Below are 19,774 nucleotides of genomic sequence, written 5' to 3'. Positions count from 1 at the left end.
TTATTTTACTATAATCTGCACAGCCTGTGTAGTGCCATTTACAGCAATTACATAGACCGTACACTTTCCTGCGGCCTTTGCCTTTATTCTTCCTTTGGCATCAACTGTAGCAACATTTTTATTTGTACATGCATACAAATACCTTGCACCATGTGTGCCATCAAGCACCTTCTTGCTGGCATCTGCCTTGGTATATCCAGGTTTAAGCTTAATCGTCTGCTTAACTCCCAACACGTAACTCTTCCGTGGAAGCAGAACCTTCTTGATGTTGGTATATTTGCTGCTATTGGTAACTATATGAAGCATGACACTATTGTCTATATACTTCTTCTTACCATTTACCAGCTTATATGCCTTTACTCTCAGCTTGATCGTATCTAACTTAGCAAGTGATTTGCCATTAATGCTGGATATTGTAACTCGGGTTGCCGATGCGCCCTTTACCGATTTAACAAGACTTTTCGAGTTAAAGTTTACATAGCACTCCTGTGCATATATATCATATCCGTCAGCCTTGTTAACCTTACCCCACACAACTGTCACTTTGTTTCCAGATACTACTGCATGGATATTCTTATTGATACCAGCTGTATTTTGTGCCGGTATTTTTGCTACAAACCTGGCATTGATTTTCATATTCTTATTTGCAGCAACCTTTACCGAAGTTTTTGTACTCTTGAAGCTTCCTGTCCAGCTTCCAAGTTTACAGTTATTTGCCGCCTTTGCTGTGCAGATAAGAACCGTTCCCTCGATCACTGATGCACCATTCTTAACTGTTTTGCCTTCCGCAGTCCTGATTGTGATCGATCCGTTTTCAGTCTTTCCAATCGCTACCTTCACATACCTGAACTTGAATGCCGCGCTTATATTCATGTTCTTTGTCACCGTAAGTTTCACTGTAGTACCAGTCTTGCCTTTGGCATCTCCGCCCCAGGCTGACAGATCACAATGCTTTGCAGGAATTGCCTTGCAGATGATATCTGTGCCTTCCTGAACCAGCTGTCCGTTAGATATCTTCTTACCGTCAGCTGTTGTGACAGTTACCGTACCATTCTTCACTGTGGCAATACTTACCTTTGCATATCTTGCCTTGAAGGCTGCTCCCACTGTGATACTTCCGTCAAGGGCTTTTTCAAATGTGCTCTCAGCCTGATCTGCCGCATCCTCTGTCCATGCGTCAAAGTCATAGTACATATCCGGTGTTGCTGTGTATGTAAGAACAGTTTTCTCGTCAATCATTTCACCGTTCTTCACCTCTGTGCCATCTGGCTTTGTCACCTTTATGTTTCCATGCTCTGTATCTGCTATTGTTACAGAGTAAAGCTTAACTGCATCAACTTTAAACTCCATATTCTTTGTGACGTTTACATCACTTACAAGATATGCTCCTGTCTCAGTTCCATCCTCTGCAAGCACTGGCTGGACTGACATGATATTCTCTGACTCCTCTGAATTTTCAGCGTTCTCTGGTTCATCAATGATTATATCTCTGATTCTCCAGCCCTCAGCAGGTGTAATAACAACACTCGCATCTCCGTTCTCTCTTACCATATTATCAAGAACTACGCCATTGTCATTCTTGAATACCACATTGTCTGGTATCTTTGTAAGGTCTGTTATAGTGTAAGCTGTCTCCGGTGTGCTTTCACCACCTGCAGTCTCTATCAGATTATTATCTCTGTCATAATTTCCCTCTACAGGAATGGCATATCCAACTCTGTCAACAAGCTCTGCACTTACCTCTATGCTGTTTGTAACATCATTTAAAAGTATCTCGTTGGTAAATCCAAAGTCAGTGCCAGACTCTTCCTTGACAACCTTTCCGCCTCTGATGTACTTAACTGTCCATGCCTGGATCATATAATCATCAGAAGGTGTTATGGCAAATCTTACATCCTTGCCAGAACCTATTCTCACTAAGTTATTCTCAGCATTTATTGGCTTAAGTCCGCTTATATCTCCATCCTCGCCGACATAACCTGTACTGATGTCTATATTGTCATATTTCTTAACTTCATCCTCATTCTTGAATATTACATTTACAAGAAGTGATGGTGCGATATATGCATATATCTCTGCATCCTTTGTTATGTCTGTCAGCTTGTATGTGAGTTCATCTGAATCAACATCTGCTCCGTCAACTGTCCAGTGCTCAACTGTGTTGTATTCATCCTTCGGTGCAACTGTTATTGTAAGATCCTTATGTCTCTTGAGCTTAACCTCTCCTGATACGATCTCAAGTTCCTCACCGTCAGAAGATGCAGTGATCTTCGCCGATCCGGTTCCTGTTGTACCTACCTTAACTGTATACTCTGGAATCTCCACAAACTTAACATATACTGCCACATCTGTGTAGATAGTCTTCACCTCATAGGTAGTCTGCTCCAGTTCAGTGCCTTCTATAGCCTGTGTACACTCAGGATCAAGATACCAGCCCTCGATCATCTGGCCATCTGCAGGAGCTGCCGTAAATACTGCATCTCCGCCGGATACCTGGCTATCGCCACTTGTGATCTCAGCCTTCTCGTCCAGTCCATATACCGCTGTCACAGTTCCCAGAGCAGTATCATTTGCCTCAAAGGTTATAACTGACTTGAGTTCCTGCTTAGCAAAGTGAGCAACAACATCTATGTCAGATGCCACCTTGTCAACCACAAATACGTTGCTGCCAAGCTCCTCTGCTGTGTAATCCTTTGTTCCCTCTGCTGTCTTTACTGTGTATCCCGTACACTCCATATACAGATCCGGAATAGCCGTAAACTTAAGCATTCTGTCGCCTCTGATATCCGCAGACTCTCCATATAGTGTTTCTCCTGATGTCACGTTCTCTGCCTCTATCTGTCCGGCTCCGTCCGCTGACCATGTTATCTTATACACAGGTCTGTCAAACACAGCCCTCACATCAACTCTCGTATCCTTTGGCACTTTGTATGCAAATATATTCTCTGCCACGCCCTGACTGATTCCATTTACAAGCCAGTCTGCTACTTCATATCCTTCTGCAGCCGCCGCTGTGAATTCCACATATGAAGCAGCACCTATCATATCTCCTGATTCGAGCACCAGCTTTGTAGATGTGATCATGGCGCTCACCTCACCTGTTCCCTCTGTCTCAGGACCAAATGTGAGTACATCACCAACCAGCTCAAGACCAGCCATAACTGTCACATCAGATGAATCTCCGTCAACCGTGATCTTAAGGGTATCATTTACTTTCTTGTCTGAATATAACTTTATATTCTCCGTCTCGCTTGTCAGCTTATGTCCATTTATGATCCATTCTTTTACATTGTATCCATCATCAGGCACAACCTTGAATGTGATGACAGAATCTCTGTATATGTCTGTGATCTGCGCAGATTTGCTCTCCGTCGCATCACTTATGGTATCTCCTATCTGTATGTATGAAGGGAGATTTTTTCTTGACACATCTGCACTTATAGAGCCGTGTGTCTTTCCTGACGCCTCTCCAGCAGAAGCCTTCTCTATCACTTTCAGAGAATACTCAGCCTTCACGGATGGTGCGATCTTTCTGTATGTGGCATTTACTGTCACATCCCCTGTAAATCCATCTGCCGGAGCACTCCACGTAAATGTGTATCTCTCTGTTCCGGACTCAGAATCCGCAGTCTCAGCCAGCTTTCCTTCTCCGCTGTCCTCCGCAAGACTGAATACATCCTCTCCTGCGTAATTTACCTTTATGTCAGCTATCTCATAATTTCTCTTCACTGCAAATGTGAATTTCAGATCATCCTTACTTGCATATGCGATACATCCGCCATTTGCCAGATCAGAATCTCCTGACCTTGCAGTCATCTCTGTGTCATTTCCTGATATCCACGACACAACCGGCTGTTTGTAGAAGTATACGACAACCTTTGTATCCTTGCCGAGATATTCTAGTTCATACCTCTGGGCACCAGCACCTTCTGCCTCAGCATCAACCTTCTCGCCATTTACCTCCCAGTATGCTATCTCGTAGCCTTCATTTGGAGTTGCTGTAAATACTATGTCACTTCCCTGAAGCTGCTTGTCACCGGATACAAGTGCGTCTGTACTTCCGGTAGCCACAGCATCTACCACACCGGCTGCATCATCATCCGCACCATATGTCACCTTGTATCTGTTCGGCGCAGTGTACTTAACTGTATAGTCGAGGTCTGAAGCTATATCATACACTGTCATCGTCCTGAGATCCGCTGATATAGTTCCAAGTTCCTGTCCATCTGCTGCTGACCATCCGTCGAGAAGTAGTCCTGACGGAACGGTAACCTGGATGGTCACATTGTCGCCTCGGCTGACTTCATATATACCGTCTTCACCGCTCTCTATAGTCACTGTGCCGTCAACTCGCTGAGCCTTGACTGTGACATCCACACCTGTTGTCACTGTAGTCTTTCCATCGCTTCCAACAGTTACAGGCGAGACTGATATTTTGAAATTCTGTGCCTCTGCAAAATATGCCGTGATAAGTGTATCCTCGCTGATCTCCTCTGCATCATATGTGAGAGATGTGTTATTTGTCACTCCATCTTCCGCGAGAACGGTCTCTGGAACTCCATCTTCTCCCGTAACAGTCCAATGATCCAGAACATATCCTGCTGCCGGAACCGCAGTGAGTCTTACCTTCTGTTCTATATGAATGTTTGCACCTGAACCAAACGATTTTCCAATTGTTCCATCCGTCACATAGTTTGCTTTGAGTGTTCCGTGAGCCTCATTGTCCGGCTTGTATGTCAGCTTGTGATATACAGGCTCAAAGTTTACTGCTACATTCATGTTTGCTTTCAGCTTAGCCATCTGGATCTGGTCATCGCTGCACGCCTTGCCACCGGATGTTCCACACTGTGGATCCGTAACTGTCTTTCCATTTAGTGACCAGCTCTTAACCTTATATCCCTTATGAGGAGTAGCAGCTAAAGTGATCGTTGAGTTCTCAGGGAGTCTTGTTCCACTGTCAACTGTGAGTCCGTCACTGTTTTCATTTCCAGGCTGCTGGTACTTGATTGAAACTGTACCATGTGTATTTGCCGGCCTGGCAGTAACGGTGTACACGTTTCCTGTCAGTGTGTATGATGCTTTAACCAGGTTTATTATATAGTTCTTCTCAAGTTCATTCATAACCTGTGAATGCTGATCGCCCACCTTGACGTATGCAACATCTATATCATATATACCCGGCAGCAGCCCACTTACTCCATATGATCCGAGCTCGTAATCCCTGTCTCTCTGAGGCATTATGTCGGTATCCCATGCCTTGAGACCTGTTATCACCGCATCCTCGCACTCTCTTACAGAATCATTTACACTTTTCTCTGTATCCTGGGCAGCTATCTCAAGCTGTGCCCTTCCAACATTTATATTCTTCTGAGTCTTGTCTCCGCCATTTGATGCCGTTATCTGGAACATTCCAATAGACTTCGGTATAAACACGCCGTTTGCAAGTTCGTATTTGTCTGTGTCCTCAAATTCTCCTGTCTTATTATTCTTTATCTTGACTGTGTATTCTGAATCGTCCGTGATATCCTGAAGCTTTCCTGTATTGTCGTATGACACTCTCTCCAGAGACATCTTCACTGAATCTCCGTATCTTACATTATCCTGCATGGTCAGATTCATGTTCGTCTTTCCCTCAAATGAGGTATATATAGACATCGAGTCAGATATACTGTCGTTGTACTGTTTATTTCCTGCAAAGTATACATATACGTTGTATATTCCCTGTCCGGATGGCTCCCACTGTGCAGTATAGCAGCCATTTGCTCTGTCGTACTTACCAGCTATGCGCTTGATCTCAGGCCCTGTAATGACAAATTCCACATCTCCCTGTACGTCCTCACCTGACAGTGATTTCGGCTGACAGCTGAGTGTGATCTTGTCTCCTGTATATGTGACCTCTGCCCCTGTGGTCTCAGATCTCACCGTCTTGGTCTGATATACCGATTTGAGATCAGTCTGGACCACCTTGACAGTATCTGACACATTCAGAGTCTTCTTTGAAGTCATCGTAAAACTTCCGCTTTCACTATCTGCCACATAATAGTACACCGTACTGTCTTCACTTCCCGATGTGTTTCCGAGAAGATAGAAGTTCTTGCTGCCATCCTCTGATACCCATTTTGCGAGTATCCTGTCATATGTAACATCATCAGATGCATATGACACCTTTTCACCTGCATAGTCATCTGCATTTACGCTGGCCAGCTTGTAAGTATTGCCATCAATATCTGCGATGAAATCTGATTCACTCACACCATATGCCGTGCCGCCCACATCAGATGCTTTAAATGTCTGTGATTCATCCACGTAACCATCGCTGTCCTTTTTGACGCTTACGCTGCATGGATAGTAATTCTCGTTACTATCTTTCCACATATAGTTTGTTCCGTCGCTGACAAGAATATATTCCCTGACTCCGGATGTTACTGTTATAAGATTTCTCTCCTTAGTCACGTTCTCCACCTTTGTAGTCTCTGAGCCCGATGCCCTGACTACGCTGCCATCCGACAGATCTTTATTCTCGGTATCGTTGTGCGCCAGGAGCATGACCTTGCTGTCCGCCTTATTTACAGTGAGTGTCGCAGTCTTGGTGTAGAGTGTGATGTCGTTGTAATAAACTCTGCATCGATATTCGTTTCCATCCATTTCATCACTTACATCAGTAAGTCTGAGCGTAGGATTGCTGCCTCCTGTCGATACGCTTCTCCATCCATTATCTGTATTAACCTGCCAGTTGTATCCAACGCTCTGGTTTACTCCATCCCCATCATAATAAACCGCATTTGCCGCAAATTCTGCATTTCCACCGGCAAACGTATTTGTATCATCAGGGTTCTTTGTTATATGGAAGTTAGAACTGTCCTGAAGTGTCGTCGCGGTTGCCGGACGGCTGAACAGACTCTTTGAACCATTTGCCTGAAGAGCCCTCACTGCAAATGTGTAAGTCCTGTTGGAATATAGTCCCTTCACTTCATAGTCAGTAACTGTATATGGCACAACTGCCTTGCTGTTGTAATTACCTCCTGCATCAACGATACAGACCTCATAGTAATCTGCATCATTGGACGGTGACCACTCAAGACTGACACTTTTTCTCGTTGTGTCGACAACAGAAAGTCCCATCGGCATACGCGCCGGACGAACAACATTCTTAACATCATAGCCAATGACGAACACTGAATCACTGTCGCTGTTCAGCTTTGCAGTGTTCACTCGCAGCTGCCAGTCAAATGAGAAGCCTGTGCAGTCTGCCGGAACATTGTCCACCGTTCCACTGTATGTAACACCATTCGAGCTTACACGGGTGTGACCAAGACCCGCATGCTGGCTTGATGTTACACCGACGATGACCTTATTACCGAGTCCTCCGCCTCCAGCACCAAGCTTTTCGTTCGCCTCAAGGAACACTTCAGTTGAATACTCATTCTCATCAGTCACAGATATCGTCTGAGTCTGATCTGCACCAGAGCTGGCATTTACAGAAGAATAATTGTTATTTCCACCTGACTGATAGGCGTACTTTAATTTACCTCCAAGAGTCTGGTATGTAGCAGGGTCTCCCGCTGTGTTATTCAGAATATTATTATATATCTCGTTGAGCCCCTTGCTCCTTCTTGCAACCTTGTCGTAATCTGCCACATCTATGATTGAAGTTGAAGGTCCGAGACATACCGGCATAACCACCGGCTCCCATTTTCTCGCAATCGGATCATATATGGAGTATTCGTAATACATATATTTCAAACAGTACAGAACAACCTGATCAGAACCTCCACCTGCGGCATTATATGTTATCTCATATTCCGTTGTCTTTGTATTTGCATATTCAAAGCTTGCTCCATACGAAAGTTCAACCTCTACCTCACCTGCTCCGATGAGCTGGATCTCCGACGACACATACGCGCCAACTGATATTGACAAGTTAGCTGATACCGTGTTCGATGAACCTTTGCTTGTTGAATATGATGTTCCACCGTTATTTACATATTCATATACTTCCTGAACATCATCAAAATACGGACTTGCCTGAAGGATTGCATAGACCTCTGGATTTGTGTATACCGGATACTCTCCCTCGTACTTTAACCGCACACTGTCATTATCAATATCCGGAAGACACAGTGAAACAAATGTTCCATACATATCCTGTCTGCTGTTTGACTGGCATACTACACCCTCCTGACTGCTGTATGGGCTGCCGCCATCCATGGAAAATGTCGCTATGTCCAGCCAGTAATAATCATCTTTATCATTGAGTTTCTTCTCTCTGTGCACTCCCACAACGCACACAAAACTCTGTCTGTAATTGTTCCCCTTGGCATCCTTATCGACACAGCCAACCCTGACATCGCCGATCCACACCTGATCTTTTTTCTTCTTGTCGTTGCCCTGATTGCGCTGGTCGGTACATATACTCATGCTTCCTATCTCCGAACCTGTTATTCCGCCATCTTCCAGTGAGAAAGCATATACCTCTGCGCCAAAAAGCACACTGTCATTTTCATTATTGCCGTTCATGCCCTTAAGGTCTGCACACGCAAGCGCCAGAGGTGCATTCACAGGTCTGTAATATTCGTTACTTTTAACCTCGTGATATTTCACGATTTCTTTACTCTTAGTCCCCAGGCTTCTCGTATGATAATCTGACAACACATAATTATCCGTCAGACTATCGTAGTATACGTATCTGTATGCAGCCTGCGTGGCTTCATATTCCCTCTGCACATATTGAGAATTGCTCGAATAATATCCACCAACTATAAGTCCTGTGACCATGGCTCCTGATCCAGGATACTTAAACCGGCCAAATGCACAATTTGCAGCATACATTCCATAGTTCTGTTTTCCGCCATCTGTGTCTCCAAGTGACACTTCATTCAGACCTTCTATAGGGACAAGTCCGCCGTCTTTATATGTATAGACGGTCATATGACCTGCCTTTGCCATGTTGTAATTCAGAACTGATCCAGATACGGCAACCGCGGCCTCATCCCGGCCATCCTGCTCCAGATCACCGCCGGCCAGAGTTACCACAGGAGCTCTTCCTATTCCATAATCACACCACGATCCATCCGTTCCACTTTCATAATTAGATGCAAGCCCGCCCGGTATGCTTATATTATTTCCCTTTGTGAACCTGCCGTTTCCCTTGCCATAATATACATCGACTATGGCATAGCGTATGTTCTGATCGTTTATATTTCTATCCTCGTAAGTTCCACAGTATACGAGAAGATCTTCAAAGCCATCTCCATTCAGATCGGCCTTTTCGATCTCAAACATCGCATCCAGCTCCTGCTGGTATCTTCTGATAAAATACAAAAGTCCATCGCTATATGTAGAATTCTTGTTTAAAGTAGGGGTAAGCGTAGCAATTGAATATCTTGTACCATCAGCTGCTATCTTGAAAATATTCACATCTATCTTTCCGCGGTACTCCTTGCCGTCTATGACAGTTTTAATACTTTTCCATCCAGCTGGACTGAATACTTTATCTCCATGTACTCTTAGCTCCGCAACGTAGTTGGTTTTTCCGTCGCCTCCATCAAATGCAACGCTTGTCGCATACAGGCCACTAAAACCATTACTGTCCTTTTTTAGAACATTTCCCATGTTGCTACTTATGTTACTGTCTCCCGATCCGCCGTGTTCCACTTTCACATTATCTTCGCCAAGATCATAGAAACCATACGCTCCGTACAGATTGCCAAGGCTGCTGTTTACCTTTGTAGTCCTGTCCTTGAAATCTCCAATCCTGTCAAATCCGTCTCGCACAGTGTACTTGTTTCTGTAATTGCCGTTTGCCGCAACGTATACCTCATTCACCTCTGCAAATGTAGATATATTATCCTTGTCATACGGCACCGCAGCTTTGCTTTTGTCTATATCGGTGCTGAGACCCAGAGCTTTGTATGTACTCTCGTCAATCTCTGTCTCGACCACCGTCTTGCCTGTTTTCTTCGAGCTGTCCGCCGCGTATGCTTTTTGTCCGGGAATAAATCCGGACAGCATAGATAGCACCATACTGGCCGTCAGCGCCCAGCTTATCGCCCTCTTTCTCATAATTTCTTCCTCCCTTTCACTTAAAAAACTAACCATGAGCACCAGCCGTTTTAAGCTGCCACATTCTGATATCAATAATATATTTACAATTATAATTGCTATGTTTTTCCATGTACACTAACCAAAAGGCTAGTAACAGGCGTGAAAACAACTTTTTTGCAAAAAAATCCACAGAACGTACCGTCTATACTGTACGCCCTGTGGATCGTAATAAACATCTAAACTATTCTGTTACATGCCATATATGAAAGGATCATTCCACCGACTTAAGCGATTCCGCCATATTTATCTTATCAAGCTTGACTGACATAACTCTGTTGACAAGGAAATTGAACACAAATGTCAGAACGATACTGTACACATAGCTCATCGGCGCTATATACGTATCAAATGCAACCATATCCACCTTGATCTGGCCTATGACAAATGCATGTAAAAAAACTCCAAGCACAAGTCCCACAGCGATTCCGAATGTCGTCAGGACTCTGTTCTCCCTGAACACATAAGCTGAAGTCTCGTTTTTGAAAAATCCCAGAACCTTTATGGTTGCAATCTCCCTGAGGCGCTCTGTGATATTGATATTTGTCAGGTTGTAGAGAACGATAAATGCAAGTGCACCAGCCGAGAGTATGACTACAATTACTATATAATTCAGACTCTCCATCATCTTGGATATTCTGTTCTTCATATCCTTGTTGATAGTCACTGACGCTGTTGCTGCATCACCCATAAGATCGGCAGATATCTCATGCGAATCTGCGCCTTCCTCAAGATTGAAGTACACCGATTTGTACTGAGGTGCTTCCCCCATCTGATCCTCATATGTTTCAGGTGATATATACACATAGTTGTATACATGATTCCTGAATATGCCTGATACGGAAACTCTTATCTCTTTCATCTCGCTGTCTCTGACCGTTATTACATCGCCTGTTTTGATGTCGTACTGTTCTGCCAGCGCAGTATTGATCACAGCTTCCCCTTTGCCCGGATATTCTATCTTCGCACCATCTTTATCAGCAAACTTCATATACCTGTCAACGTGCTCAGGTTCTTCCATGATGACCATGTTCACGGACTTTACGCCACCATCACACACCAGATCCCAGGTAGATTCACTGACGAGATCATAGCAGGAGGTATCCTCCTCCAGCCGGTCTTTCAGACTACTGAAGCGCTCATCTTCTCTATCACCCGCAATCGATGTATTCAGCGTTATCACTCCATCTCCAACCTGTATCTCCCCATATTGATTGTCCGCAAATCCGCTTATGGAATCGTTTATTCCAAAGCCTGTGAGCAGCAGCGCAGTACAGCCGCTTATTCCTATTATCATCATAAAAAAACGCTTTTTATATCTGAATACATTTCTGACACTTACCTTTCTCAGAAATTTCAGTCTCTTCCATATAAATGGGATATGCTCAAGGAACACCCTCTTGCCCGGCTTCGGAGCCTTAGGTCTCATAAGACTTGCCGCAGTCTCAGAAAGCTCGTATCTACAGGAAAACCAGGTTGTACCTACAGTGCACAAAAGGGATGCTGCCAGCACGCCAATAACCAGCGTCCAGTCTGTGGTTCTCTCAAGTGGCAGATGTATATACATCATATGATATGCATACCAGATAACCTCCGGAAATACATATGTACCTATAAGATATCCACCTGCACATCCTACTACAGCCGCAGTTCCCGAATAGATCATATATTTTCCCATGATCGCCGCCTTGCCATAGCCTAGAGCCTTCAGCATACCTATCATAGAGCGCTGCTCCTCAACCATCCTGTTCATGGTAGTCATACACACGAGCACGGCAACCAATATAAAGAATACCGGAAATACCTTTGCAACTCCATTTACTATGTCTGAATCACTCTCAAAGCAGACATATCCGATATTCGTCTCCCTGCCGAGTATGTAATAGTTCACACCATCTGCATCATCCAGCGTTATGTCCTTCACCATATCCTCCGTCATACCCTTTGCCATGAGGATATCCTTATATCTGTCCAGTACACTGGCCTTACATATTGACTCCCATTCGTCTTTCCTGTCGTCTATATAGTCTTCATACTCATCGGCATACAAATCAAACTTTCTGTCAAATTTCACATATACATCGGTGTAGCATTCGCTGTCAAATGCTTCAGGACTGACATATACAAAGCCCGCGATCTTACCATTTCCAAGGGTTGTGGTTCCTCTTTCAAAATTAATATAAAGAGGGGAGTTGACAGTTCCGACAACAGTGAACTTCTTCACCTTCAGTATATCCTGTGTACTGCCGCCCTCACCTTCTGCTGCATCGTCATCTGCCACCTCTATGACATCACCTATCTTTATACTGTCCATCTTGGCATCTACAACACATTCATCTTCATTTTCCGGCATGCGTCCGTCCACAAGACTCAGTTTATTGATGTTTTCCGGAACTGACATAGTCTTCAACACCCTGTCATTTTCGCCCTGGTTCTCGTATAGGACGTCCAGACTGTAACCACCCTCTGCGTACAGCACATCCTTCTCCCCAGCAAATGAATCCACGTCATCATCCGTATATCCAAGAGTTGACAGAAGATGCAGATCATAGAAATTTCCCTTGTCAAGGAAATTCGATATGGTATTCATCATGTCCGGCTTCGTCATCTTGAGCCCCGAGAAGAAACCCACACCAAGAGCTATGATCGCCATGATGGCTGCAAATCTTCCAAATGTATTTTTTATCTCACGAAATGTCGTGCGTCTCATCATTGATTTCATAGGCCACCTACCATTCCAGATCCTCAACGTTCCTGATGTTATCATTCATAACCACTTTCTCCACAGTTCCGCTCTTAACCGTGATGACTCTGTCCGCCATGGCTGTGAGTGCCTGGTTGTGCGTTATGACTATAACTGTCGTTCCCGTATTTCTGCATGTATCCTGAAGAAGCTTCAACACAGCCTTGCCTGTGTTGTAATCCAGAGCTCCGGTCGGCTCATCACAGAGCAGAAGCTTTGGATTCTTTGCAAGCGCCCTTGCTATGGCAACTCTCTGCTGCTCACCACCTGAGAGCTGTGCCGGGAAGTTCGCCATACGATCCTCAAGTCCCACCTGCTTCAGAACCGTTGCAGCATCCAGCGGTTCCTTGCAGATCTGTGCCGCCAGCTCCACATTCTCAAGTGCTGTAAGGTTCTGTACCAGATTGTAAAACTGGAACACGAATCCCACATCATACCTTCTGTATGCCGTGAGCTGTCTCTTATTCAAAGTTGATATCTCTCTGCCATCCAGCTTCACGCTGCCGCTTGTCAGAGTATCCATACCGCCAAGTATATTCAAGATAGTAGTCTTGCCCGCACCAGAGGCTCCAACTATAACGCAGAACTCTCCCTTTTCTATCTCAAAATCCACATCGCGGAGAGCATTGATCTCCACCTCTCCTGTCTTATATACCTTCTTAACATCTTTAAATTCTACGTAGCTCATCCTGCACCATCCTTTCACTGTTCTTTCTTACAATCTCATCCAGGCTCCACAGCCTTGCCTCGGTCACCCTGTCAAATTTGATCTCTATCCACTCTTCCGTTCCAGGCTTATATATTCCCGCAAAATCATCATTTTGTATTATCTCACAGTCCATCTCCAAAATAAACTTCTCTTCATCATCAGAGAGAACGACAACTGTAAAATCCAGATTTTCTTCCCCCGGCAAAATGTACCGATTTATCAAATGCCCCTCCAGAAGTCCGGGATCGTCAACAAACAAAACTATATGCCTATATCCGCCTACATTCTCGCTATTCACAAAATAATCCAGAGTACCATTTCTTTTCTGAAGCTCATTTGCCAGCATGTCTAACAAGCCCTTCACATCAGCTTCTCCTACGGCAAAAGAGATTTCTCCATTCTTACGATCCGCCAGATAAAGCTCATCATATCCTACCCATTCACCATCACCCGGATCACAGGCAAATGCTAGCTGAATCCTGTCATTTGTCTCATTTATCTCAAGCTGGCCTATGATATTTCTCGCTATATCAAATGCACTCTTTTTATTTCCATCACTTACTATTCCTATAACCCCGGTACGGCTGAGATCCAGCACCACCGGCAAGTCGTGGATAACTGCCGTTTTTATCTTCACCTCATTTGCAACGTCTGTGAGCTGTACCTCTCTCTCCCGCTTTCCGCCAGCCTCCTGAACCACCACATGATCAGATATATCCACACTGCCAAGCCCCAGTCTGACCATAAGATGATTGCAGGCCCTCGATCTATTCAGACATTCAGCCTGCGCCTCCGAAAAAAGGATTTGGACTACAGGATTGAATCTATCTCTCATATTATCCAAAATTTCCGTCTTATCGATCTCGATCAATCTGCACAAATGCTTTGCATAATTATTTCTCCTGATAGATTCAAGCTCTCCACGTTTCTCTTTCCCCGGTCTTGTCGAAAAATCCGCTATAGTACCCGGGATTACCCGCATCACTCCGAGGCCAATACACATAAATATGAGCATAATGAAACCATACAGGTCTATGCCGGCGAATCCTATTGGATGCCAACGCCCTCTATAGTAATACCCTTTCATGTCAGGATTCCTGCCCTTACCATTTACTGCCATAACTATCACGATCACAGCGATCACTGCCACAATGAGAATTTCCACCAGAAGTATCTTCATATTAAGCTTGTTCTGATTTTTGGGCGTAGAGGCTTTAGGCAGTACAAGCTTGTCCGGCGGCAAAAGCTTCTCATCCAGCTTACCCGTTTTTCTGACCTTATCTGTTGTTTCCGTTCCTTCCGCATTCTCCATATTTTTCATATTCCCCATGTGTCCCAAATCTATTATCCCATCAACACTCAATATATTTTAGTTCGAAAATATATCAGTCTGTCAAGTCCGACAATATATCCCATAAATATTTGTTATATATATATTATACATCAGTAACCCCATATTCAGAAATCAAATTTATATATTGCTGTTCCCACGACAAAAAAAGTCCCCCATACCTGCCTGATGCAGATACAGGGGACCTTTGTCTCATATACTATTTATGCTTTTTTGACTTTGGTGTAGCCGGTTCTTCAGCTGCTACAGCGTTGTGATTTGCTGTTGCATATACCTTCTGAACTGCTTTCTTTTTCTTCAATGGATGCTTTGGATTTTTATCCATTTTGAACACTTCCTTTCTGTTTTCCTAAAATGTTATATAACAGAAATCTGCAGTGCATATGTCAAACGGTCATGTGCACCACCGGTTGTGCTATCCTTTTCTTATCTTTGACTATGTTATAGTCCTCTATGCTAGCAATGTCAAGAGGTGAGTGCTAATTTTTTAGATTTTTTTTTGCAAACCTTGATTTTACGGGGTTTGCAACACTTTTTCTTCCTTATAATCATCACTTTTTCTTGATTTGACACCAATTTTTTATTTTTGGTGTCAGCTAATTGCTACGCTTTCCAGCCTTGTGATTTCACTCTCAATTCTGGACATCTCACTTACATGGTTATATACATCCATTGTTACATCTATGTGAGCGGATACCTTTGGTAACAATTCAGCATTTCTATGTTCAGTCTTTGCAATTTGAACTTCTTTCTTGTTATATGCGTCTACAATATTATATAAGATATTGTTTATCGCACTAGGCATGAGCGGTATGCCGGATTTTGCCATGAAAATGAATCCTTTATAACCGTCTATCTCAACATCTTTTCCTTTTTGAAGCATAAAGTTTAATTTCTTTTGTTCTTCAAATGCTCTTTGTACATCTGATGTCATAGGGATAGTTCGGATTCCAGAATCCGTCTTTGGCGTGGAAATATGGAATTTATAGCCATCTCCTAAATCTTTATAAATCAACTGATGGTCAATACTTACCACTTTTGTTCTGACATCTACATCTTCCCAAGTCAATCCAATCAGTTCTCCGCACCCTACACCAGTTCCTAACATGATTCTGAGCATTGGATAGTAGGTGTTTTATACTTGATTATTTTTCGCAAATTCCAGCATTTTTTCCTGTTGTAAAACTGTTAAGGCAATACGTTCTTCTGCCTGTCTACCATAATCACTGATAGAAAACTTTGCCGGATTCTTGCGGATAATATCATCATCAACAGCCATTTCCAATGCCGGACAAATCATATTTTCAATAAATTTTATTGTAGAATATGCATATCCTGCTTTAGAAAGTTTTGAGTAAAATGATTTGATATGTGATGGTAAAATCTGAACAACCTTGATGTTTCCAATTTCATCTTTGACACGATTCTCCCATGTTTTCAGATAATTTGCTCTAGTGGATTCTTTCAGCTCCCTAGTAGACATATATCTTTCAAACAATTTATTAAGAGTAAGTTTTTTGATTGCTCCATCAGTTAAAATGTTATCTTCCAAGTCTTTTGCAATCTGCTTTTCCTTTTCCCTTAATTCCGGTAAATCTCTTGCATATACTGTCAGACGTTTTCCGCTTCTTATATCTGTATAACGGTAACTGTATCTACCATCTTTACGCCAGCTTTCGTCCTCTCTTAATTTTCTTCCTTTATGGTCTTTTCTGCTATTTGCCATGAGAAACATTCCTTTCTGTAATAGCCCCCTTTTGTTCTCATGACGTGGTTATGTCCATAAATATTGTACCATATATCACAAGAAACATAAATGAAAAAGGGTGTTATTCTTCCAGATATGAGAGGTAATTTTTGACTTTTTCTACCGAATAAAGAACCCTACGTCCAATCACAATTTTTGCTCCTGCCTGTTCTCCAATCTTTCTTGCAGTAGCATGACCACAAGATAACATTGCAGACAATTTATCTATATTTACCGTTATCGGCTGTGAGGTTGGTCTTTCTTTTGTTTTGTTCATCTGTCAGCCCTCCTTTTACCGACCTGTATTATCGTCATTTTCTGCACACCCGTAAAAGTATCACTCTCCTTTACCATGTGCTTTTTACAAGCAATCAGACGGCTTAGGCAAGCTCCGCTGGTATCTCAACCATTCCCATTCCTGTGGGCTGAACCGTGTCGTACGGGTGTATCATTATCCTGTGTTGCAGGTCATGGCAGAACGACTTTTCCAACGGTTGCTCCCAGATCATTGCATGAATCGCTATCTCCCGATTGGGAAAGTCACGACGTACAACTTCCGATGGCTCACTGCAAGCACAAACGTATCTGACTGCTTTATTCACTTGTCAAAGAACTGTTAGGCTCTTGTCAGCCTGTATCAATTCATTTTTACAAATGGACTGATACAGAATGATAAGAAAAAGCGGAACAGGAAAGAGGGGAGTTTGTTAAATCATGCTCCGCTCAAATATTACTTAATGTTCGTCTATTTCAAATTCACATATCATTTTTAAAAGGGCTTCTCTGATACGTCCCTTTAATTCCATATCAACCACAATGTATACGTTACCGTATTCATCGTAAAACGGACGTAAACAGCATTTTGATATGTAGGCTTCATAGAACAGCAACAGCTTTTCTATGGCAGTTTCGTTACCGTCCACGGCTGATGATATGAGAAAAAATGATGGAAGTGTGTGTTGCTTATTTTTCATTTGTTTTCTTCTCCTTTAACTGCTTTTTGATTTCTTCAAGTGAATTTCTTCTGTGCCTGTATGATGTGCTTCGGTTGATGTTCAGCTTTTCGCCTATCTCCGAATCGCTCATATCCAAGAAAAAAACATCAATACAATGTTCCGGCTCTGCTCCGGCAACTGTTTCAGTGCTTCTGCAAGTTCTTCGTCAAGTACATGGTTTTCTGTACCGCACACATCGAATGTTGTATATTCACTTTCGTAATCGTCCCATACAATCAATTTCTCAACAACAATCTCTGGAAGCTCACAAAAGGATACTTCCTTTGCCTGTCGTCTGGCTAATTCCTTGCGGTAGTTACGGACAATGCCTTTCACAACCTTTTTGAGCTTACAGTCAAACTGACACTGTATTGTCTTTTGGAAGTCTGATGGTTTCAAAATCACCCCCCCTTTCTCTATAAAGTGAAAAGTATGTATCCCTCTTTCCGCACCATATCTGTACGGCAGGGTGTGATTTGTTGCAGGATTGAAAAAGTTTTTTGTAAATATGAAAACAGCCTATTTGCATCAATAACAAATAGACTGTTTTTAAAACATCTGATATATGAGTTTTTAATACATCCTAATCGCACAACATGAAGTATAAACTCATGCTATGTGATTAAAAATGAGAAAAAATAAAAATACACACAGCTTTGATTTTCGTCCTTTAGGACTGGCAATCAGAGAAGCCAGAGAGAAAGCAGGGCTTTCCAGAAATGATTTAGGCGATAAAGTCTTTTACGGAGAACGTCATATCGCAGATATTGAAAATATCGGAAAACACCCTAGCTTTCAGTTATTCCATGATTTAGTTACAATGTTCAATATATCTGTTGACGAGTATTTCTATCCAGCGAAGAATGTTGAGAAAAACACAGCCCGCCGTCAGATAGATTCATCACTTGATTTATTGATTGATAATGAATTAAAAATCATTCAAGGTACGATTGACGGTATCTTGAACAGCAGAGAGAATAAGAAGTGATTTGCTTCTTGTTTTCTCTGTTTTTCTATACAGATTCTTCAACATTTATTTGTTGATCTGCTCCGCAGGCAACAAATAAGAGCCGACTATCCTTATTTCTTTATCGTAAATTTACTTGTTACACAGTAATGAAAAAAGCCAATAGTTTGTAACTGAACTTTACAAACTATTGACTTTACATTTTGATGTCCACTCTTCAATGAATTATTATACGAATATATCTTCAATACTTTATAATTCAAGAGTAATAATAAGGCTATTGGCATGTACTTTTGCAACAATATTTCCGCCAAGAATGGCAACAAGTGTTTTTACTACCGCAAGTCCCAATCCTGTACTTCCATTATGTCTTGATTTATCGCCTGTATAAAAACGGTCAAAAAGTCGATTGCAATCAATTTCTGAACTGTCACTCATTGGATTTTCAATGGTAAATATAATATTATTATTTTCTTTCTCCATAAGTGTTATTTTTATCGTTCCAACAGAATACTTAATTGCATTTGTCAACAGATTTTGTAAAATTCGTTCTACCATATTTTTATCAGAATATACGTATATTGAATAATCTGGGAGATTTATTTCGGGTAAAATATTCTCCTTTTCTAATGCAACGGCATTTTCCGTAATTAAATTTATTAACATATTAGATATATTAAACTTTTCTTTTTCTGGAACTGTCTGCTGTTCCTCCAAAATAGAAAGGTCATAGAATGTTTCTACCAATTCTTTCATTTTTTCGGCTTTGCTAAAAATCACTTTTACACGCTGTGCTTGACTGGATTCCCAATTTTCTTTTTGCAATAATTGTAAATGACCAAGAATGACTGTAAGAGGTGTACGCAAATCATGTGATATATTAGCAACAGATTCTTTTAAATACTCTTCATTGCGTAATACGCCTGCAACAGCCTGTCGTTGTCTGATATTATATTGATTCAATATACCAGCCAGTCTTTCTAAATCTTTATCAATCAACGAAATGTCTAACATCTGCTGTGAATTTCCAGAATTCAATTCATTAACTTGATCCGCAAGATTACGGATTTGTTTTTTTAATTGAATATATCGAAATAGCAGTATTACTAAAAATATTGTTATGATAATTAAAATCCATTCTATGTTAGACATTTTCTCCAC

10 protein-coding genes and 1 pseudogene are annotated in these 19,774 nt (G+C 42.2%); 1 reads left to right on the top strand and 10 read right to left on the bottom strand.

The annotated features are described in order from the left end of the window. The 9 genes and pseudogenes from DWX57_RS09440 to DWX57_RS09405 all read right to left on the bottom strand — a co-directional run bounded on the left by DWX57_RS09440 (position 1) and on the right by DWX57_RS09405 (position 18,045). Positions 1-10,062, bottom strand: coding sequence for an InlB B-repeat-containing protein (locus DWX57_RS09440; protein ID WP_165852789.1), 10,062 nt, complete (start codon positions 10,060-10,062; stop codon positions 1-3). A 253-nt stretch (positions 10,063-10,315) separates the two neighbouring features. Next, positions 10,316-12,823 (bottom strand): ABC transporter permease, encoded by a 2,508-nt coding sequence (locus DWX57_RS09435; protein WP_243106213.1) that lies wholly within the window; start codon positions 12,821-12,823, stop codon positions 10,316-10,318. Positions 12,824-12,830: 7 nt separating this feature from the next. Continuing rightward, complete coding sequence (locus tag DWX57_RS09430; RefSeq protein ID WP_015534070.1) at positions 12,831-13,532, bottom strand: ABC transporter ATP-binding protein; 702 nt, start codon at positions 13,530-13,532, stop codon at positions 12,831-12,833. Beyond that, positions 13,513-14,865 carry a hypothetical protein gene (locus tag DWX57_RS09425; RefSeq protein ID WP_120123871.1) on the bottom strand — a complete coding sequence of 451 codons (1,353 nt, stop codon included), beginning with the start codon at positions 14,863-14,865 and terminating at the stop codon, positions 13,513-13,515. Before DWX57_RS09425 ends, DWX57_RS09430 begins: the two co-directional genes overlap by 20 nt. Before the next feature lie 238 nt (positions 14,866-15,103). Beyond that, entirely contained in the window at positions 15,104-15,229 is a 126-nt protein-coding gene (locus tag DWX57_RS14545; RefSeq protein ID WP_278321130.1) for a hypothetical protein, read from the bottom strand. A gap of 267 nt (positions 15,230-15,496) precedes the next feature. Further along, a pseudogene (locus tag DWX57_RS14725) lies at positions 15,497-16,630 on the bottom strand (integrase DNA-binding domain-containing protein). A gap of 103 nt (positions 16,631-16,733) precedes the next feature. Continuing rightward, entirely contained in the window at positions 16,734-16,928 is a 195-nt protein-coding gene (locus DWX57_RS09415; RefSeq protein ID WP_005423220.1) for a hypothetical protein, read from the bottom strand. 457 nt (positions 16,929-17,385) lie between these two features. Next, the gene (locus tag DWX57_RS09410) at positions 17,386-17,625 is read right to left on the bottom strand and encodes a helix-turn-helix domain-containing protein (protein WP_117961092.1); all 240 of its coding nucleotides are present in this window, start codon (positions 17,623-17,625) and stop codon (positions 17,386-17,388) included. A 108-nt stretch (positions 17,626-17,733) separates the two neighbouring features. Beyond that, positions 17,734-18,045, bottom strand: a complete 312-nt coding sequence (locus DWX57_RS09405; RefSeq protein WP_120123869.1) for a hypothetical protein — start codon at positions 18,043-18,045, stop codon at positions 17,734-17,736. A gap of 229 nt (positions 18,046-18,274) precedes the next feature. Here DWX57_RS09405 and DWX57_RS09400 point away from each other — a divergent pair, with 229 nt between their 5' ends. Further along, the gene (locus tag DWX57_RS09400) at positions 18,275-18,634 is read left to right on the top strand and encodes a helix-turn-helix transcriptional regulator (RefSeq protein WP_120123867.1); all 360 of its coding nucleotides are present in this window, start codon (positions 18,275-18,277) and stop codon (positions 18,632-18,634) included. 231 nt (positions 18,635-18,865) lie between these two features. On the opposite strand, the gene DWX57_RS09395 is transcribed toward DWX57_RS09400, so the two are convergent. Continuing rightward, entirely contained in the window at positions 18,866-19,765 is a 900-nt protein-coding gene (locus DWX57_RS09395) for a sensor histidine kinase (protein ID WP_117915790.1), read from the bottom strand. Positions 19,766-19,774 lie beyond the last annotated feature (9 nt).

The organism is Coprococcus sp. AF19-8AC (assembly GCF_003603115.1).
Taxonomy (GTDB): domain Bacteria; phylum Bacillota; class Clostridia; order Lachnospirales; family Lachnospiraceae; genus Coprococcus; species Coprococcus aceti.
This window is presented reverse-complemented; position numbering and strand designations above follow the sequence as displayed.

Bases quoted from the DNA above. Each gene is read 5' to 3' on its own strand.
- DWX57_RS09440 (WP_165852789.1), bottom strand. From the start codon at position 10,062: ATGAGAAAGAGGGCGATAAGCTGGGCGCTGACGGCCAGTATGGTGCTA.
- DWX57_RS09400 (WP_120123867.1), top strand. From the start codon at position 18,275: ATGAGAAAAAATAAAAATACACACAGCTTTGATTTTCGTCCTTTAGGA.
- DWX57_RS09410 (WP_117961092.1), bottom strand. From the start codon at position 17,625: ATGAAAAATAAGCAACACACACTTCCATCATTTTTTCTCATATCATCA.
- DWX57_RS09435 (WP_243106213.1), bottom strand. From the start codon at position 12,823: ATGAAATCAATGATGAGACGCACGACATTTCGTGAGATAAAAAATACA.
- DWX57_RS09425 (WP_120123871.1), bottom strand. From the start codon at position 14,865: ATGGAGAATGCGGAAGGAACGGAAACAACAGATAAGGTCAGAAAAACG.
- DWX57_RS09395 (WP_117915790.1), bottom strand. From the start codon at position 19,765: ATGTCTAACATAGAATGGATTTTAATTATCATAACAATATTTTTAGTA.
- DWX57_RS09430 (WP_015534070.1), bottom strand. From the start codon at position 13,532: ATGAGCTACGTAGAATTTAAAGATGTTAAGAAGGTATATAAGACAGGA.
- DWX57_RS14545 (WP_278321130.1), bottom strand. From the start codon at position 15,229: ATGGATAAAAATCCAAAGCATCCATTGAAGAAAAAGAAAGCAGTTCAG.
- DWX57_RS09415 (WP_005423220.1), bottom strand. From the start codon at position 16,928: ATGAACAAAACAAAAGAAAGACCAACCTCACAGCCGATAACGGTAAAT.